Annotated in this window: 19 protein-coding genes; 18 read left to right on the top strand and 1 reads right to left on the bottom strand. The window is 74.3% G+C overall.

Annotation, left to right across the window (positions count from 1 at the left end; all coding sequences use genetic code 11):
- Nucleotides 1-240 precede the first annotated feature (240 nt).
- Nucleotides 241-2,268, top strand: coding sequence for a transcription termination factor Rho (gene rho, locus P9841_RS05345; protein WP_502848855.1), 2,028 nt, complete (start codon nucleotides 241-243; stop codon nucleotides 2,266-2,268).
- Nucleotides 2,269-2,358: 90 nt separating this feature from the next.
- Here the strand turns inward: rho and P9841_RS05340 are convergent, their stop codons facing one another.
- The gene (locus P9841_RS05340; protein WP_283321022.1) at nucleotides 2,359-3,480 is read right to left on the bottom strand and encodes a glycosyltransferase family 4 protein; all 1,122 of its coding nucleotides are present in this window, start codon (nucleotides 3,478-3,480) and stop codon (nucleotides 2,359-2,361) included.
- Nucleotides 3,481-3,619: 139 nt separating this feature from the next.
- On the opposite strand from P9841_RS05340, the gene rpmE reads away from it, so the two are divergent.
- The 17 genes from rpmE (at nucleotide 3,620) to P9841_RS05255 (ending at nucleotide 18,085) form a co-directional block, all read left to right on the top strand.
- Entirely contained in the window at nucleotides 3,620-3,835 is a 216-nt protein-coding gene (gene rpmE, locus P9841_RS05335; protein WP_222171692.1) for a 50S ribosomal protein L31, read from the top strand.
- A 135-nt stretch (nucleotides 3,836-3,970) separates the two neighbouring features.
- On the top strand, nucleotides 3,971-5,062 hold the full coding sequence (gene prfA / locus P9841_RS05330; protein ID WP_283321021.1) for a peptide chain release factor 1: 1,092 nt from the start codon (nucleotides 3,971-3,973) through the stop codon (nucleotides 5,060-5,062).
- Complete coding sequence (prmC, locus tag P9841_RS05325) at nucleotides 5,059-6,015, top strand: peptide chain release factor N(5)-glutamine methyltransferase (RefSeq protein WP_283321020.1); 957 nt, start codon at nucleotides 5,059-5,061, stop codon at nucleotides 6,013-6,015. Before prfA ends, prmC begins: the two co-directional genes overlap by 4 nt.
- The gene (locus tag P9841_RS05320; RefSeq protein WP_283321019.1) at nucleotides 6,012-6,665 is read left to right on the top strand and encodes an L-threonylcarbamoyladenylate synthase; all 654 of its coding nucleotides are present in this window, start codon (nucleotides 6,012-6,014) and stop codon (nucleotides 6,663-6,665) included. Before prmC ends, P9841_RS05320 begins: the two co-directional genes overlap by 4 nt.
- The gene (locus P9841_RS05315) at nucleotides 6,662-7,966 is read left to right on the top strand and encodes an MraY family glycosyltransferase (RefSeq protein WP_343302015.1); all 1,305 of its coding nucleotides are present in this window, start codon (nucleotides 6,662-6,664) and stop codon (nucleotides 7,964-7,966) included. The genes P9841_RS05320 and P9841_RS05315 overlap by 4 nt, the downstream gene beginning before the upstream one ends.
- Nucleotides 7,963-8,466 (top strand): Cg1360 family ATP-synthase-associated protein, encoded by a 504-nt coding sequence (locus P9841_RS05310; RefSeq protein ID WP_283321018.1) that lies wholly within the window; start codon nucleotides 7,963-7,965, stop codon nucleotides 8,464-8,466. Before P9841_RS05315 ends, P9841_RS05310 begins: the two co-directional genes overlap by 4 nt.
- A gap of 51 nt (nucleotides 8,467-8,517) precedes the next feature.
- Nucleotides 8,518-9,372 (top strand): F0F1 ATP synthase subunit A, encoded by an 855-nt coding sequence (gene atpB, locus P9841_RS05305; RefSeq protein ID WP_349306953.1) that lies wholly within the window; start codon nucleotides 8,518-8,520, stop codon nucleotides 9,370-9,372.
- Between the two features lie 90 nt (nucleotides 9,373-9,462).
- A complete protein-coding gene (gene atpE, locus P9841_RS05300) occupies nucleotides 9,463-9,717 on the top strand; it encodes an ATP synthase F0 subunit C (protein ID WP_283321017.1) in 255 nt (84 codons plus the stop codon).
- Nucleotides 9,714-10,298, top strand: a complete 585-nt coding sequence (locus P9841_RS05295; RefSeq protein WP_283321016.1) for a F0F1 ATP synthase subunit B — start codon at nucleotides 9,714-9,716, stop codon at nucleotides 10,296-10,298. The genes atpE and P9841_RS05295 overlap by 4 nt, the downstream gene beginning before the upstream one ends.
- Nucleotides 10,298-11,110: a F0F1 ATP synthase subunit delta gene (locus tag P9841_RS05290; protein ID WP_283321015.1), complete on the top strand. Its 813-nt coding sequence runs from the start codon at nucleotides 10,298-10,300 to the stop codon at nucleotides 11,108-11,110. The genes P9841_RS05295 and P9841_RS05290 overlap by 1 nt, the downstream gene beginning before the upstream one ends.
- A 74-nt stretch (nucleotides 11,111-11,184) precedes the next feature.
- Entirely contained in the window at nucleotides 11,185-12,813 is a 1,629-nt protein-coding gene (gene atpA / locus P9841_RS05285; protein WP_283321014.1) for a F0F1 ATP synthase subunit alpha, read from the top strand.
- A gap of 3 nt (nucleotides 12,814-12,816) precedes the next feature.
- Nucleotides 12,817-13,713 (top strand): F0F1 ATP synthase subunit gamma, encoded by an 897-nt coding sequence (locus P9841_RS05280; protein ID WP_222171701.1) that lies wholly within the window; start codon nucleotides 12,817-12,819, stop codon nucleotides 13,711-13,713.
- A gap of 71 nt (nucleotides 13,714-13,784) precedes the next feature.
- Nucleotides 13,785-15,269: a F0F1 ATP synthase subunit beta gene (gene atpD, locus P9841_RS05275; protein ID WP_283321013.1), complete on the top strand. Its 1,485-nt coding sequence runs from the start codon at nucleotides 13,785-13,787 to the stop codon at nucleotides 15,267-15,269.
- A 56-nt stretch (nucleotides 15,270-15,325) separates the two neighbouring features.
- On the top strand, nucleotides 15,326-15,607 hold the full coding sequence (locus P9841_RS05270) for a F0F1 ATP synthase subunit epsilon (RefSeq protein ID WP_283321012.1): 282 nt from the start codon (nucleotides 15,326-15,328) through the stop codon (nucleotides 15,605-15,607).
- Between the two features lie 10 nt (nucleotides 15,608-15,617).
- Nucleotides 15,618-16,043, top strand: coding sequence for a DUF2550 domain-containing protein (locus tag P9841_RS05265; RefSeq protein ID WP_283321011.1), 426 nt, complete (start codon nucleotides 15,618-15,620; stop codon nucleotides 16,041-16,043).
- A 25-nt stretch (nucleotides 16,044-16,068) separates the two neighbouring features.
- Nucleotides 16,069-16,764, top strand: a complete 696-nt coding sequence (nucS, locus tag P9841_RS05260; RefSeq protein ID WP_222171705.1) for an endonuclease NucS — start codon at nucleotides 16,069-16,071, stop codon at nucleotides 16,762-16,764.
- A gap of 10 nt (nucleotides 16,765-16,774) precedes the next feature.
- Nucleotides 16,775-18,085, top strand: a complete 1,311-nt coding sequence (locus P9841_RS05255; RefSeq protein WP_283321863.1) for an N-acetylglucosamine-6-phosphate deacetylase — start codon at nucleotides 16,775-16,777, stop codon at nucleotides 18,083-18,085.
- Nucleotides 18,086-18,094 lie beyond the last annotated feature (9 nt).

Here is an 18,094-nt window from a genome sequence, read left to right as displayed (position 1 = left end):
GGCACGGGTCCCATGAGATCCGAGACCGGGAACGCACCAGCCCACCGACGTCGACGCTTCCGCGCGACCGGTGAGGCCCCACCGACGCGACGGCCCCGACCCGAGGGCTGGACGCAGACCGCGCCCCGACGGAGGGTGGCGGTCCCCGACGAGGGGGAAGGGTCCTTCGTGACAGACACCATCGAGCCGGCCGTGAGCACCAGCTCCGGCGGTTCCGCCCGTGGCGGCGCGATCTCCGCGATGCGCATGCCCGAGCTCCAGGCCCTCGCCGCGCAGCTCGGCGTGACGGGCACCTCCCGGATGCGCAAGACCGACCTGGTCGACGCGATCCAGGCGAAGCGCTCCGGCGCGGGCACCGGCAAGGGCGCGGGTGCCGAGAACGGCGCCGCCGCCGAGCCGCGCGCCCGCCGTGCGGCGTCCCGGGCCGCCGGACGGCCCGCCGCGGCCGCCGACCCGGCCGGTGACGCGCCGTCCGCGAGCACGCCGGTCGCGGACGCCCCGCCGGCGCCCACCGGGCGTGCGGGCACCGCGCCCGCCGAGGCCCCGGTCGTGGACGGCGACACCCGCCGCCGCGACGGCTCCCGCCGCCCCGTGCGCGCGCAGGGCGAGCAGCGCGCCGAGGGCGAGGACGCCCCGGGGCAGCGCCCCGGCCGCGCCGTGGACGTGCTGGCGGGCCTCGAGGCCGTCGAGCGCTCGCTCGACAGCCGCCAGGGCGCCCAGCAGCACGACGTGCGCGACGACCGTGCCGTGCGCGCCGCGGACGCCGTCGGCTCCGTGACGGGCGAGCGCCGCTCGCGTCGCGCGGGCCGGGGCGCCGGCGCGCCCGCGGTCGACGTGACCCTGCCCGAGGGCCCGACCGGCGACGGCCAGCGGCAGCGCCCGCAGCAGGAGCAGCAGGGCGACCAGGACCGCGCGCGCTCCGACCGCCAGCAGGATCAGGGCGACGACGACGAGCGGGGCGGACGCCGCCGTCGCTCGCGCGACCGGTACCGCGACCGTGACCGCACCAAGCGCGGCCGCGGCCAGCGGGGCCCCGGCGACGCCGCCTACGAGGAGGTCGAGCTGAGCGAGGACGACGTCCTCGTCCCGGTCGCCGGCATCCTCGACGTGCTCGAGTCCTACGCGTTCGTGCGCACCAGCGGGTACCTGCCCGGACCGAACGACGTCTACCTTCCGCTCGGCCAGGTCCGCAAGGCGGGTCTGCGCCGCGGCGACGCGATCACCGGCGCCGTCCGCGCGCCGCGTGAGGGCGAGGCGCCGGCGCAGCAGCAGCCCGGGCGGCCGAACAAGGCGAACGCGCTCGTGCGGCTCGACACGGTCAACGGCATGGCGCCCGAGCAGGCGCGGCAGCGGCCCGAGTTCTCGAAGCTGACGCCGCTGTACCCGCAGGACCGGCTCCGCCTCGAGAACGAGTCGAACCACCTGACGCCGCGGGTCATCGACATCGTCGCCCCGATCGGCAAGGGCCAGCGCGGCCTCATCGTCGCGCCCCCGAAGGCCGGCAAGACGATCATCATGCAGCAGATCGCCAACGCGATCACCGCGAACAACCCCGAGGTCCACCTCATGGTCGTGCTCGTCGACGAGCGCCCCGAGGAGGTCACCGACATGGAGCGGACCGTGAAGGGCGAGGTCATCGCCTCGACCTTCGACCGGCCCGCCTCGGACCACACGATGGTCGCGGAGCTCGCGATCGAGCGCGCCAAGCGCCTGGTCGAGCTCGGCCAGGACGTCGTGGTGCTGCTCGACTCGCTGACCCGCCTGTCCCGCGCGTACAACCTCGCGGCCCCGGCGTCCGGGCGCATCCTGTCCGGCGGCGTCGACGCCTCGGCGCTCTACCCGCCGAAGCGGTTCTTCGGCGCCGCGCGCAACATCGAGCACGGCGGCTCGCTGACGATCCTCGCCTCGGCGCTCGTGGAGACCGGCTCCAAGATGGACGAGGTCATCTTCGAGGAGTTCAAGGGCACCGGGAACATGGAGCTCCGGCTCTCCCGGTCGCTCGCGGACAAGCGGATCTTCCCTGCGGTCGACGTCAACGCGTCGGGCACGCGCCGCGAGGAGATCCTCATCGCCCCGGACGAGCTCAAGATCATCTGGAAGCTCCGCCGCGTCATGGGCGCGCTGGACCAGCAGCAGGCCATCGAGCTGCTGCTCGGCAAGCTCCGGGAGACCCGCAGCAACGTCGAGTTCCTGCTCCAGGTCCAGAAGACGACGCCCGGGGTCGGCGCGCACGGCCACGACGAGGCCCAGACCCGCTCGATCGTCTGACGCCCGTCGCTCGACATCGCGGTAGGTGCGGGGTTCCCGACCCGGAAGCCCGCACCTACCGCGATGTGGACGACCGACGGCCCGGTCGGGTCAGGGTCGGCGGGACGCGATCGCCTGCGCGTACCAGGCCAGCGTCTGCCGGGTGATCTCCCCGGCCTCGAACCGCTGCGCCGCCGCGCGCTGCGGGCCGACGGCCGCGAGGCGAGCACCCGGGTCGTCGATCCACCGCGCGAGCGCCCGGGAGAAGGCCGCCGTGTCGCGGGGGTCCACGAGCTGCGCCTCGAGCCCGGCCATCGGCGTGCGGTAGCCCGGGTTGTCGCCGGCGAGCACGACCCCGCCCGCGTCGGCGAGCGCCTCCACCACGGAGATGCCGAAGCTCTCCCCGCCGGTCGACGGCAGCGCGACCACGTCCGCGCCGGCCAGCAGCGCGGCCTTGTCCTCCTCCGCGACGAACCCGGGGAACTCGACCCGGTCGGCGATCCCGGCTGCGGCCGCACGGGCCCGCAGGTCCTCGAGCAGCGGGCCGCGCCCGGCGAGCGTCAGCCGCCACGGCCGCACGGTCGCCGGCAGCGCCGCCATCGCCGCGAGGAGCTCGCGCGGCCCCTTGCGCTCCACGAGCCGCCCGAGGAAGACCACGTGCACGGGCGCGTCGTCCGCCCGCCCGTCGCCGCCCGCCGGAGCGGCCCCCAGCTCCACGGGCCCGCCGATCACCGGCACGTCCCGCCCGTACGCCTCGCGCACCGACTCCCGAGCCGCCTCGGACAGCGCGCTGATGGCGTCGAACCGCCGCAGCCGGCGTCGCTCGGCCAGCCCGAGCGCGCGGATGCCCCACCGGGCCACGGCGTCCTGCGGGTAGATGACGAACGAGCCGACGACGGCCGTGCGGGGCGACGCCGCCGACACCACCCGCCCGGCGAGCAGCGGGCTGTACGGCATCGTCACGTGCAGCACGTCGAAGGGCACCTCCGCCAGCAGCCGCCGGATGCGCGCCCGCGACGCCGGCAGGGGGCTGCGCAGCCGGTTGCCGTTGAACCGCACCGACACGGTGCGGCCGAGCACCTGCAGGTTCGCCAGGTCCGTGCGGTCGGTGCCGGACGTCAGGTAGTGCACCTCGTGGCCGAGGTCGGCGAACCGCCGGCCGAGCGTGAGCACGATCTGCTGGACGCCGTCCGGCTTGTCGAGGCCGTCGTCGATCACCAGGCCGATGCGCATGGCCGCCATCGTAGGGACCCCCGCGGGACCGGGAAGATTTCGTCCGGGCCCGCTGTTCTGGCAGACTGTTCCGTCGGTCTGCGGTTCACGTGCGCGGCTCGCGCGCACGACCCGGAGGCCCAACCCGAGGAGAACACCTGTGAAGACTGACATCCACCCCGAGTACGTGGTGACCCAGGTGACCTGCACCTGTGGCAACACGTTCACCACGCGCTCGACCGCGACCTCCGGCGAGATCCGCGCCGACGTCTGCAGCGCCTGCCACCCGTTCTACACGGGCAAGCAGAAGATCCTCGACACCGGTGGCCGCGTGGCCCGGTTCGAGGCGCGCTACGGCAAGCGCCCGGCCAACTAGCACCCCCGACGCCGGTGACCGGCGGTCCGTCACGGACCGCGGTCACCGGCGTCGTCGCATGTCCGGACGGTGCGCGCCCGCCGCCGTCCCGGCCGCGCCGGGCCCGTGCCCGCACCTCCCGGAGGTTCCCCGCCCATGACCGACCCGTTCGCGGCGGCGCGTCCGCTGCTCGACGAGCACGCGAGCATCGAGCAGCAGCTCGCCGACCCGGCGGTGCACGCCGACCAGGCGCTCGCCCGCCGGCTGGGGCGCCGGTACGCGGAGCTGGGCCGGGTCGCGCAGGCGCACGCCGCCTGGCGCGCGGCGGCCGAGGACCTCGCGGACGCGCGCGAGCTGGCGGAGTCGGACGACGCGTTCGCGGCGGAGCTGCCCGCGCTGGCCGCGGCGGAGGCGGAGGCCGCCGAGCGGCTGCGCCGGGTGCTGGTCCCCAGGGACCCGGACGACGCCCGCGACGCGATCCTGGAGATCAAGGCGGGCGAGGGCGGCGAGGAGTCGGCGCTGTTCGCCGGCGACCTGCTGCGGATGTACCTGCGGTACGCCGAGCGGCGCGGCTGGCGGACCGAGACGCTCGAGTCCACCGAGTCGGACCTCGGCGGCTACAAGGACGTGCAGGTCGCGATCAAGGCGCGCGGCGCCGTCACCGACCCGGCGGACGGCGTGTGGGCGAGCCTCAAGTACGAGGGCGGCGTGCACCGCGTGCAGCGGGTGCCGGTGACGGAGTCCCAGGGCCGGATCCACACGTCGGCGGCGGGCGTCCTGGTCTTCCCCGAGGTGGAGGACGAGGGCGAGGTCGAGATCGACCCGAACGACCTGCGCATCGACGTGTACCGGTCGTCCGGCCCGGGTGGCCAGTCGGTGAACACCACCGACTCGGCGGTGCGGATCACGCACGTCCCCACGGGCATCGTCGTGTCGATGCAGAACGAGAAGTCGCAGCTGCAGAACCGCGAGCAGGCGATGCGCGTGCTGCGGGCGCGGCTGCTGGCGGCCCGCCAGGAGGAGGCTGCCGCGGCGGCGAGCGCGGCCCGGCGCTCCCAGGTCCGCACGGTCGACCGCTCGGAGCGGATCCGGACGTACAACTTCCCGGAGAACCGGATCGCGGACCACCGCACCGGCTACAAGGCGTACAACCTGGACGCGGTGCTCGACGGCGACCTCGGCCCGGTCGTGCAGTCGGCCGTCGACGCCGACGAGGCCGCGCGCCTGGCCGCCGCGGGGCAGTCGTGACCGAGGCCCCGGCCCCGACGGTCCGCGCGCTCGTCGAGGGCGCGACGCGCGTGCTCGCGGACGCCGGCGTCGGGTCGCCGCGGCACGACGCGGTGGCGCTGGCGGCGTACGCCCTGGGGCTGCCGCGGCTGGACCTCGTGATGGCGCCGCCCGCGCCGGAGGGGTTCACCGAGGAGTACGCCGGGCTGGTGGACCGCCGCCGGCGCCGCGAGCCGCTGCAGCACATCGTCGGCTCGACGGTGTTCCGCTACCTGAGCCTGCGCGTGGAGCCGGGCGTGTTCGTGCCGCGGCCGGAGACCGAGACCGTCGCGCAGGTCGCGGTCGACGAGGCCGCGCGGCTCACGGCGGAGGGGCGGTCGCCGCTGGTGGTCGACCTGTGCTGCGGCGCCGGGGGCATCGCGCTGTCGGTCGACACCGAGGTGCCCGGTGCGCGGGTGGTCGCGGTCGACGCGTCGCCGGAGGCCGTGGCCCTGACGCGGCACAACCACGGCGCGTCGGGCTCCGGGACGATGCGCGTGGAGCTCGGCGACGTGCGGGACCCGGCGCTGCTCGCGGAGCTCGACGGCACCGTCGACGTCGTGGTGTCCAACCCGCCGTACATCCCGCCGGACGCCGTGCCGGTGGACCCGGAGGTCCGGGACCACGACCCCGACCTGGCGCTGTACGGCGGCGGCGCGGACGGCCTGGACGTCCCGCGTGCCGTGCTGGCGGCGGCCGCGCGGCTGCTCGTCCCCGGCGGCCTGCTCGTCATGGAGCACGCCGAGGTGCAGGACGCCGCCTCCCGGGCGGACGCCGAGGCGACCGGCGCGTTCGAGGCGGTCGCGACGCTGCCCGACCTCACCGGCCGCCCCCGGATGCTCGTCGCCCGGCGGCGCGGCCCGGCCCCGGTGCCGCGGGAGCCGGGCGAGCCGCCTCCGGGCGCCCAGGCCGGCGTGGGAGACTCGCAGCCGTGACTGCCCACGCCCTGGACGCCACCGATCCCGCCACCTGGGGGCCGGCCCTCGACGCCGCCGTCCACACGGTCGAGCGCGGCGGGCTGGTCGTGCTGCCGACGGACACCGTGTACGGGATCGGCGCGGACGCGTTCACGCCGCCGGCGGTCGCGGCCCTGCTCGCCGCGAAGGGCCGCGGCCGGCAGATGCCGCCCCCGGTGCTCATGCCCGACGCGCGGACGCTGGACGGGCTGGCGATGGGCGTCCCGCAGGCGGCCCGCGACCTCGCGGAGGCGTTCTGGCCGGGCGGGCTCACGATCATCCTGGTGGCGCAGCCGTCGCTGGCCTGGGACCTCGGTGACACGCACGGCACGGTCGCCCTGCGGGTGCCCGACCACCCCGTCGCGCTGGCCCTGCTGCGCCGCACCGGCCCGATGGCGGTGTCGAGCGCGAACCGCACCGGTCAGCCGTCGGCCCTGGAGGTCGGCGAGGCGGTCGCCCAGCTCGGCGACCGGGTGCAGACGTACCTCGACGGCGGCCGCACGCCCGGTCAGGTCGCCTCGACCATCGTCGACGCCACCGGCGACGAGCTGCGCGTCGTCCGCGAGGGCGCCCTCTCCCTCGAGCGCCTGCGCGAGGTCGCACCCGTGGTGGGTGGACCCGGCCGGTGAGGGCGTACCTCCTGCTCCTGCTCATCGCCGCGGCGGCCACGTACCTGCTGACGCCGGTGGCGCGGTGGTGCGCGCTGCGGTGGGGCGCCATCACGGCGGTGCGGACGCGGGACGTGCACTCCATCCCGACGCCGCGGCTCGGGGGGCTCGCGATGTGGGCGGGCATCCTCGTCGGCCTGGCGATGGCGAGCCGGCTGCCGTTCCTCGACGCCGTGTTCGAGAACCCCCGGCCGATCATCGGCATCGCGGCGGCGGCGACCATCGTGTGCGCGCTCGGCGTCGCGGACGACATCTGGGACCTCGACTGGATGACGAAGCTGGTCGGCCAGGTGCTGGCCGCGTTCGTCATGGCCTCGCAGGGCGTGCAGCTCTACCAGCTGCCGATCGACGGCGTGGTGCTCGGCTCGGACCGGATCTGGCTCGGCCTGACGGTGCTGACGGTCGTCGTCGCGATGAACGCCGTGAACTTCGTCGACGGCCTCGACGGGCTGGCGGCGGGCCTCATCGCGATCGGCGGCGCGGGGTTCTTCGTCTACTCCTACCAGCTCACGCGCGAGGCCAGCCCGGGCGACTACTCGAGCCTCGCGACGCTGATCGTCGCGCTGCTCGTGGGCGCCTGCGTCGGGTTCCTGCCGCACAACTTCCACCCGGCGCGCATCTTCATGGGCGACTCCGGGTCGATGCTCATCGGCCTGGTGATCGCCGCGGCCGGCATCCGGGTCACGGGGCAGATCGACCCGGCGATGACGCGGCAGTCGTTCCCCGCGTTCCTGCCGATCCTGCTGCCGCTGGCCGTCCTGCTGCTGCCGCTGCTCGACATGGGGCTGGCCGTGGTGCGGCGGGTCGGCACCGGCAAGTCGCCGTTCCACCCGGACCGCATGCACCTGCACCACCGGATGCTGGCGATCGGCCACTCGCACCGGCGCGCGGTGATCATCCTCTACGTCTGGACCGCGCTGTTCACGGGTGCCGCGGTCGCGCTGGTGTGGTTCTCGACCACCGCGGTGCTCGTCGGCCTCGCGGCGGGCGTGCTCGTCGCGCTGGCCCTCACGCTCGGACCGCTGCGGGGGCGCAGCGGTCCCGGACCGGCCGGCACCGCGGGGCCGTCCTCCGGGCCCGTGCACCCGCACCCGGGGGAGCCGGGCACGGGACCGCACGGCGGCACCGCGCCCGCGCGCCACGCCGCCGACGCCCGCCGGCACGCCTGGCACCCCGCCGCCGACCCCGGCGGCAGCCCGCCGGTGGCGCTGCACGCCTCCCTGACCGCCCTGACCGACACCGACCCGAGGACGGACCGATGACCGACCCCACGCCCGAGACGACCCCCCGGGGCGACAGCCCGGAGGTGGCGGCCGTCTTCCGCCGCGCCCTGCGCGACATGGTGGTGCTGGTCGCGGGCGTCGCCGTGCTCGGCGTCGGCGTCGGCTGGCTCGTCGCGGGGGTGCCGGGCGTGTGGGGCGCGCTCGTCGGCGCCGCCATCGCGCTGGTGTTCTCCGGCACCACGACGCTGTCCATGCTGCGGACCTCCCACACGGCGCCCGGGAAGATGATGGCCGTCATCATGGGCACCTGGCTGGGCAAGCTCGCGGTGGTCGTCGTCGTGCTCGCGGTGCTGCGCGGCATGGACTTCTACGACCGCTACGTGCTGGCCGTCGTCGTCGCCGTGGCCGTCATCGGGTCGGCCCTGCTGGACTACCGCGCGGTGCAGCGGGGCAGGGTGCCGTACGTGTCACCCTCGGGTTCTGGGCCGAAGGTCCCGAATCGGGATGAGCCGGACGGCGACAGCCCGACGATGGGCTAGGCTTCCCCCGAACCACCCACGACGGCCGGGTCCCGGCGGAGTGACCCATACCTGGGATCGACCGCCGGCGCCTTCGACCTACAGGAGACTGCTCTGTCCAGCCTTGCGACGATCCTGCCGCTCGCTGCCGAAGGCGAGTCCGGGTTCCACAAGCCGTCGATCGCCGAGTTCTTCCCGCCGGCCATCTGGTTCGAGGGCACCGTCTTCGAGATCAACCGGATCCAGCTGGTCCGCTTCGTCGCCGTCGCGGTGCTGCTGACCCTCATGGTGATCGCGGCCCGGCGGGCGCGGCTCGTCCCGCGCCGCGGCCAGAACATGGCCGAGTTCCTGCTCGACTTCGTGCGCGTCAACGTCGCCGAGGACATCATCGGCAAGGAGAAGGCCGGCAAGTACGTCGCGCTCCTGACGACGATCTTCTTCGCGATCTTCGCCTTCAACATCACCGGCGTGATCCCCGGGCTGAACATCGCCGGGACGTCCCTCATCGGCCTGCCGGTCATGCTCGCGCTCTGGGTGTACGTCATGTACCTCGGGGCGGGCGTGAAGGCCCACGGCGTCGGCGGGTTCCTCAAGAACAGCCTGTTCCCGCCGGGCGTCCCGCCGTTCCTCTACGTGCTGCTGACGCCCGTGGAGTTCCTGCAGGTGTTCGTCCTGCGGCCCCTCACGCTGGCGATCCGGCTCATGGCCAACATGGTCGCCGGTCACCTGATGCTCGTGCTGTGCTTCTCGGCCACGCAGTTCCTGCTGTTCGAGGCCAGCGGCGGCCTGAAGCCCTTCGGGGCGCTCACCCTGGCCGGCGGCTTCGCGATCACGCTGTTCGAGGTGTTCGTCGCGGCGCTGCAGGCCTACATCTTCGTCGTCCTCACGGCCGTCTACCTCAGCCAGTCGGTCGAGGACGAGCACTGACCCTGCACCACCCCGGGCGGTCACGGACCTCCCGGCACTGAACGACCGCCGGCCGACCGGTCGGCGGCCAAACGGAAGGAACGAGCAAGCGTGTCTCTTCTCGCGGACCCCAGCGTCATCCTTGCGGCCGAGAACGCCGTCTCCGGCAACATCGCGACCGTGGGCTACGGCCTCGCGGTCCTCGGCCCGGGCATCGGCCTCGGCATCCTCATCGGCAAGACGGTCGAGGGCATGGCCCGCCAGCCCGAGGTCGCCGGCCAGCTCCGGACCACGATGTTCATCGGCATCGGCTTCGTCGAGGTGCTCGGTCTCCTCGGCCTGATCACCGGCTTCCTCTTCTCGTGAGCACCGCCGCGCTCACCGCGGCGAGCGTCCTGGCCGCGGAGACCGAGGAGGTCGAGGGCTGGCGGCTGCTGGTCCCGGCCTCGTACGACCTCCTGTGGTCCTTCGTCATCCTGGTCGTCATCGCGGTCGTCTTCTACAAGCTCGTGCTGCCGAAGTTCACGGCGGTGCTCGACGAGCGCACGGAGAAGATCGAGGGCGGGCTCGCCCAGGCGGCCCACGCCCAGGAGGAGGCTGCCGCGGCGAAGGCCGAGTACGAGCAGCAGCTCCAGGAGGCCCGGACGGAGGCCGCGCGCATCCGCGAGGACGCGCGCGCCGAGGCCGGCCAGATCGTCGCCGAGGCCCGTCAGAAGGCCACGGAGGAGCAGGCCCGCATCACGGAGACGGCCCAGCGCCAGATCGAGGCGGAGCGCCAGCAGGCCGCCGTCTCGCTGCGTGCCGACGTCGGCGCGCTGGCCACCGAGCTCGCGTCGAAGATCGTCGGCGAGTCGCTCGCGGACGAGGCGCGCCGCTCGCGCGTCGTCGAGCGGTTCCTGGACGAGCTGGACGCGCAGACCACGGCCACCGCGGGTAAGGGGAGCTGATGCGAGGGACGAGCCGGGCGTCGCTGGTCGCCGCGGAGGGCCGGTTCGAGCCGGTGCTGCGTGAGGCCGGCGCCGAGGGGCGGCTGCTCGGCGAGCAGCTGTTCGCGCTGGTGGACGCGCTGGACTCGTCCGGCTCGCTGCGGCGCACCCTCACCGACCCGTCGGCCGCGGCGGACCGCAAGGCCGCCCTGGCCGCGCGGCTGCTCACCGGCGCCGACCCGCGCGTGGTCGAGGCCGCGCAGGGGCTGGTGCGGGCGCGCTGGTCCGCCGAGGAGGACCTGGCGGACGCCGTCGAGCACCTGGCCTTCGCGGCCGTGCTCGCCTCGGCGGAGGCCGACGGCACGATCGAGCAGGTCCAGGAGGAGCTGTTCCGGCTCGGCCGGGCGCTCGCCGGCCAGCGCGAGGTGCGCCGGCTCCTGTACGAGGACTCGGTGCACGCCGAGGCCCGCGGGGAGCTCGTCGACCGCCTGCTGGGCGGGCAGGGCGCTCCCGCGACGCGGGTGCTGGCCCGCCGGGCGGCCGTCGCGCCGCGCGGCCGCCGGTACGTCGCCACGCTCGGGCACCTGACCGACCTCATCGCCGAGCGGCGCCGCCGCACGGTCGCGACGGTCGTCAGCGCGGCCGAGCTGGACGGCGGCCAGCAGCGCCGGCTCGCGGAGATCCTCGGACGGGCCTACGGCCGCGAGATGCAGGTGCAGGTCCAGGTGGACCCGCACGTCCTGGGCGGCCTGCGCGTGCAGGTCGGCCCCGAGGTGATCGACGCGACCGTGCTCGCACGGCTGGCGGACGCCCGACGACGACTGGCCAGCTGACGGGCTCTGCGAGCCCGACCCGGAACCACGTGGGAGCGCACGCGGCGAGCGTGCGACACGACAGGAGAGATGCCATGAGCGAGCTGCAGATCCGGCCGGAGGACATCCGCGCCGCGCTGGACAGCTTCGTCACGACGTACGAGCCCACCGGCGCCGCGTCCGAGGAGGTCGGCCGCGTCACCCTCGCCGGCGACGGGATCGCGCAGGTCGAGGGCCTGCCCGGCGCGATGGCCAACGAGCTGCTGCGCTTCGAGGACGGCACGCTGGGCCTGGCCCTGAACCTCGACGTCCGGGAGATCGGCGTCATCGTGCTCGGTGAGTTCACCGGCATCGAGGAGGGCCAGGAGGTCCGCCGGACCGGCGAGGTGCTGTCCGTGCCCGTCGGCGACGACTACCTGGGCCGGGTCGTGGACCCGCTCGGCCAGCCGATCGACGGCCTGGGCGAGATCGCCGCGGAGGGCCGCCGCGCCCTGGAGCTGCAGGCCCCGGGCGTCATGGCCCGCAAGTCCGTGCACGAGCCGCTGCAGACCGGCATCAAGGCGATCGACTCGATGATCCCGATCGGCCGCGGGCAGCGGCAGCTCGTCATCGGCGACCGCCAGACCGGCAAGACCGCGATCGCGATCGACACGATCATCAACCAGAAGGCCAACTGGGAGTCGGGCGACCCGAACCAGCAGGTCCGCTGCATCTACGTCGCGATCGGCCAGAAGGGCTCGACGATCGCCGCGGTGCGCGGCGCGCTCGAGGAGGCCGGCGCGCTCGAGTACACGACGATCGTCGCCGCCCCCGCGTCCGACCCGGCGGGCTTCAAGTACCTGGCGCCCTACACCGGCTCGGCCATCGGCCAGCACTGGATGTACGGCGGCAAGCACGTCCTCATCGTGTTCGACGACCTGTCGAAGCAGGCCGAGGCGTACCGCGCCGTGTCCCTGCTGCTGCGCCGCCCGCCGGGCCGCGAGGCGTACCCCGGTGACGTGTTCTACCTGCACTCCCGCCTGCTGGAGCGCTGCGCGAAGCTCTCCGACGAGCTCGGCGGCGGCTCGATGACCGGTCTGCCGTTCATCGAGACCAAGGCGAACGACGTCTCGGCGTACATCCCGACGAACGTCATCTCCATCACCGACGGGCAGATCTTCCTGCAGTCGGACCTGTTCAACGCGGACCAGCGCCCCGCCGTCGACGTCGGCATCTCGGTGTCCCGCGTCGGCGGTGCCGCGCAGGTCAAGGCGATGAAGCAGGTCTCCGGCACGCTGAAGCTGGACCTGGCGCAGTTCCGGTCGCTCGAGGCGTTCGCGATGTTCGCCTCCGACCTGGACGCCGCGTCCCGCGCGCAGCTCACCCGGGGCGCACGCCTCATGGAGCTGCTCAAGCAGCCGCAGTACTCGCCGTTCCCGGTCGAGGACCAGGTGGCGTCGATCTGGGCCGGCACCAAGGGCAAGCTCGACGACGTGCCGGTGCCGGACGTGCGCCGCTTCGAGTCCGAGCTGCTCGACCACCTGCGCCGCAACACCGACGTGCTGACCTCCATCGCGGAGACCGGCAAGCTCGGTGACGACCTGGAGGAGAAGCTCGCGGCCGCGGTCGACGAGTTCCGCCACGGGTTCCTCAAGGCCGACGGCACGCCGCTCGTCGGTGCCGAGGAGCCCGAGGAGGAGACCCCGGTCGAGCAGGAGCAGATCGTCCGCCAGAAGAAGGCCTGACGCATGGCCGGCCAGCAGCGGATCTACCGGGCCCGGATCAGGTCCACGCAGTCGCTGAAGAAGATGTTCCGCGCGCAGGAGCTGATCGCGGCCTCGCGGATCGGGCGCGCCCGTGACCGCATGGCCGCGGCGTCCCCGTACGCCCGCGCCATCACGCGGGCGGTGTCGGCCGTGGCGACCCACTCCGACGTGCGGCACCCGCTGCTCGCGGAGCGGCACGACACCAACCGGGTGGCCGTGCTGCTCATCGCGTCGGACCGCGGCATGGCGGGCGCCTACTCGGCGTCCGTGATCCGCGAGACGGAGCGGCTCGTCGAGCGCCTGGAGCAGGAGGAGGGCAAGGAGGTCGCGCTGTACGTCAGCGGTCGCCGCGCCGAGTCGTACTACCGGTTCCGGCACCGCGAGCTCGCGGGCGTCTGGACCGGGCAGTCCGACGCCCCGACGTCCGACCTCGCCGAGGAGATCGCGAGCACGCTGCTCGAGGCCTTCGCCGCGGCGCCCGAGGACGGCGGCGTGGGGGAGCTGCACATCGTGTCGACGCAGTTCGTCAACATGGTGAGCCAGCGCCCCCAGGTCATCCGGATGCTCCCGCTGGAGGTCGTCGAGGGCGTCGCGCCCGCCGGCGAGCAGGGTGCGCTGCCGCTGTACGAGTTCGAGCCGGACCCCGACCAGGTGCTGGACGCGCTGCTGCCGCGGTACGTGCGCACCCGGATCTTCGCGTGCCTCCTGCAGGCCGCGGCGTCCGAGCTCGCCGCCCGGCAGCGCGCGATGCACACCGCGACGGAGAACGCCGAGGACCTCATCCGCACCTACACGCGGCTGGCGAACCAGGCCCGCCAGGCCGAGATCACCCAGGAGATCAGCGAGATCGTGTCGGGCGCCGACGCGCTCGCCTCCTGACCCCGCCCGCAGCACGAGCACGACCCGAACCAGCCCGCCGGACACCGGCGGACGACCGAAGGCAGGCAGACATGACCGCGACCACCGTCGACGCGAAGGACACCACGGCCACGCCGGGCGTGGGCCGCGTCGCCCGTGTGATCGGGCCCGTCGTGGACATCGAGTTCCCCGCGGACCAGATCCCGGACATCTACAACGCGCTGACCGTCGAGATCGACCTGTCCGGTCAGGGCGAGGGCGAGGCCAGCGGCGGCTTCACGATGACGCTCGAGGTCGCGCAGCACCTCGGCGACTCGCTCGTGCGCGCCATCGCCCTGAAGCCGACCGACGGCCTCGTCCGCGGCGCGCTGGTGACGGACACCGGCTCCCCGATCAGCGTGCCGGTCGGCGACATCACCAAGGGCCACGTGTTCAACGTGACCGGTGAGGTGCTCAACCTGACCGAGGGCGAGACGTTCGAGGTCACGGAGCGCTGGCCGATCCACCGCAAGCCCCCGGCCTTCGACCAGCTCGAGTCGAAGACGCAGATGTTCGAGACCGGCATCAAGGTCATCGACCTGCTCACCCCGTACGTGCTCGGCGGGAAGATCGGCCTGTTCGGGGGCGCCGGCGTCGGCAAGACCGTCCTCATCCAGGAGATGATCCAGCGCGTCGCGCAGGACCACGGCGGTGTGTCGGTGTTCGCCGGCGTCGGTGAGCGCACCCGCGAGGGCAACGACCTCATCGTCGAGATGGAGGAGGCGGGCGTCTTCGACAAGACCGCCCTCGTCTTCGGCCAGATGGACGAGCCGCCGGGCACGCGTCTGCGCGTCGCCCTGTCCGCCCTGACGATGGCGGAGTACTTCCGCGACGTGCAGAAGCAGGACGTGCTGCTGTTCATCGACAACATCTTCCGGTTCACGCAGGCCGGCTCCGAGGTGTCGACGCTGCTCGGCCGCATGCCGTCCGCGGTGGGCTACCAGCCGAACCTCGCCGACGAGATGGGCCTCCTGCAGGAGCGCATCACCTCGACGCGCGGCCACTCGATCACCTCGCTGCAGGCGATCTACGTGCCGGCCGACGACTACACCGACCCGGCCCCGGCCACGACGTTCGCGCACCTCGACGCGACGACGGAGCTCTCCCGCGAGATCGCGTCCCGCGGTCTGTACCCCGCGGTGGACCCGCTGGCGTCGACGTCCCGCATCCTCGACCCGCGCTACGTGGGCCAGGAGCACTACGACGTCGCGACCCGCGTGAAGTCGATCCTGCAGCGCAACAAGGAGCTCCAGGACATCATCGCGATCCTCGGTGTCGACGAGCTGTCGGAGGAGGACAAGACGGTCGTGGCGCGGGCGCGCCGCATCCAGCAGTTCCTCTCCCAGAACACCTACATGGCCGAGAAGTTCACCGGCGTCGTCGGCTCGACGGTCCCGGTGTCCGAGACGGTCGAGGCGTTCAAGAAGATCGCGGACGGCGAGTTCGACCACATCGCCGAGCAGGCCTTCTTCAACATCGGCGGCCTCGAGGATCTCGAGCGCAACTGGGCCCGCATCCAGAAGGAGTACGGCGTCTGACCCAGGCGCCCGCCGCTCCACCCCGCCCTCGTCCCCACCCCGGAGGTTCTCGTCCCATGGCCCACCTCGAGGTCGACCTCGTCGACACCGACGGCACCATCTGGTCCGGTGAGGCGCGCATCGTCAGCGCGCCCGCCTCGGACGGCGAGATCGGCATCCTGGCCGGGCACACCCCGGTCCTCTCCGTGCTCCGGCACGGGGAGGTCCGGGTGACCGAGACCGGGGGCACCGTCCACCGGTGGACGGTCGAGGGCGGCTTCCTGTCCGTGGACGCCGACCAGGTGACGGTCGTGGTCGACGCTGCCGAGGCGGTGGCCTCCGGCGCCTCCGCGCGCTGACGGGCCGGCGGTGAGCGGGACCCAGGTCGCCCTCGTCGCGCTGCTCGTCGTCCTCGCGGGGTTCGTCGTGCTGGGGCTGGGGCTGTCGCGGTGGCACTCCCTGACCCGGCGGGTCGGCTCGTTCCGCTGCTCGCTGCGGGTGCGGGGCCGCTGGACCCGCGGCATCGCGCACTACGGGGCCCGGCACCTGTACTGGTGGCGGCTGCAGTCGCTCGCGCCGCGCCCGGAGCACATCTGGCCGCGCGGCGGCATCGAGGTCGTCGAGCGCACGGCGGCGGACCCGGCGTCCCCGGGCGGGGCGTACCTCGTGCGCTGCCGCGTCGGGTCCGGACCGGGTCCGCGTCCCGAGGTGGAGCTGCTCATGACCCCCGAGGCCTACGCGGGTCTCACCTCGTGGCTCGAGGCCGCGCCGCCCGTGCCGCACCACGTCATCTGACGCACAGCACCGAAGGACGTCCCCCATGCGCCTGCTCGTCGCGCGCTGCTCGGCCCGGTACAGCGGGCGGCTGAACGCCCACCTGCCGCTGGCGACCCGGCTGGTGGTGGTCAAGGCCGACGGGTCGGTGCTGCTGCACTCCGACGGCGGCTCGTACAAGCCGCTGAACTGGATGAGCCCGCCGTGCACGCTGCGCACCGAGGACGCCGCCGGCGAGGCCGCCGAGCGCGGGGTGCGGCAGGTGTGGACCGTGCAGCACACCAAGAGCGACGACCGCCTGGTGATCGAGGTGCACGACGTGCTGCACGACTCGGAGCACGACCTGGGCGTCGACCCCGGCCTCGTGAAGGACGGCGTCGAGGCGCACCTGCAGGAGCTCATGGCCGCGCAGATCGAGGTGCTCGGCGCCGGGCACACGCTGGTGCGCCGGGAGTTCCCGACGGCGATCGGCCCGGTCGACATCCTCGCGCGGGACGCCTCGGGGTCGACGGTGGCCGTGGAGATCAAGCGCCGCGGCGACATCGACGGGGTCGAGCAGCTCACCCGCTACCTGGAGCTGCTGAACCGGGACCCGCTGCTCGCCCCGGTGCGCGGGGTGTTCGCGGCGCAGGAGATCAAGCCGCAGGCGCGCGTGCTCGCGACCGACCGCGGCATCGCCTGCCTCGTGCTCGACTACGACGCGATGCGCGGCGTCGACGACGTGGACTCCCGCCTGTTCTGAGTGCGCCATGATGGGGGTCGTGACCACCGCCGAGACCGCCCCCGCCGACGTCGTCCTGCGGGGGGAGGTCGTGACCCCCGCGGAGGTCCTCCCGGACGGCGTGGTCGTCCTGTCGGGCGGCTCGATCGCCTGGGTGGGGCCGGCCGCGCAGCTCCCGGGCACGTGGGCGGACGAGCTGCCGCCGGTGCCGGCTCCGGGGACGACCCTGCTGCCCGGGCTGGTCGACGTGCACGACCACGGCGGCGGCGGGTCCAGCTTCCCGGACGCGACGACGCGCGAGGAGGCCCTGGTCGCGGCGCGCGAGCACCTGCGCCACGGCACGACGAGCCTGGTCGCGTCGCTCGTGACCGCGCCCCGTGACGTGCTGCTGGCGCGCGCGGCGCTGCTGGCCGACCTGGTGGAGTCCGGGGACCTGGTGGGCATCCACGCCGAGGGGCCGTTCCTGTCGGCCGCGCGCTGCGGCGCCCAGAACCCGCAGGACATGCTCGCGGGTGACCCCGCCCTGGTGACGGACCTCGCGGCGGCGGCCCGGGGCCACCTCGTGACGATGACCGTCGCGCCCGAGGTGCCGGGTGTCGCGGACGGCCACGGGCGCGGCGGCGACGGGGAGCCGGCCGACGACGTGCTCGCGGCGCTGGTGCGTGCGGGTGCGGTGCCGTCGGTCGGGCACACGGACGCGTCCGCCGAGCAGGTGGACGCCGCCGTCGCCCGCGCGCGGGCTCTGCTCGGGGGCGGCCGCCGGTCCGCGGCCGCCGGCGGGGGAGCGGGCGCGGGACGGTCGGCCCGTCCGACGGCGACGCACCTGTTCAACGGCATGCGCCCCCTGCACCACCGCGACCCCGGCCCGGTCGCGGCGTGCCTGGCGGCGGCGGCACGGGGCGAGCTCGTCGTCGAGCTCGTCGCCGACGGCACCCACCTCGCCGACGGCACGGTGCGGGCGGTGTTCGACCTCGTCGGGCCCGGCTCGATCGCGCTGGTGACCGACGCGATGGCGGCGGCCGGCATGGCGGACGGCGACTACCAGCTCGGGCCGATGGCGGTGCGCGTGGGCGAGGGCGTGGCGCGGCTGCGCGACGAGGACGGCACGGCCGGCGCCATCGCCGGCGGCACCGCGCACCTGCTGGACGTCGTGCGCAGCGTCGTGTCCGCGGGCGTCGGCCTCGTCGCCGCCGTGCGGTCGGCGTCCGCGACGCCCGCCGAGGTGCTGGGGCGGCCGGACCTCGGCGCGCTGGCCGTCGGCCGGCGCGGCGACGTCGTCGTGACGGACGGCGACCTCGCGTGCGTGGCGGTCTACCGCGGCGGGGCGCTCGTCGAGGTGTGACCCGGCAGC

Source organism: Cellulomonas sp. ES6, assembly GCF_030053835.1.
Taxonomy (GTDB): domain Bacteria; phylum Actinomycetota; class Actinomycetes; order Actinomycetales; family Cellulomonadaceae; genus Cellulomonas.
The sequence above is the reverse complement of the archived record's forward strand: the minus strand, read 5'-3'. Positions and strand labels throughout refer to the sequence as shown.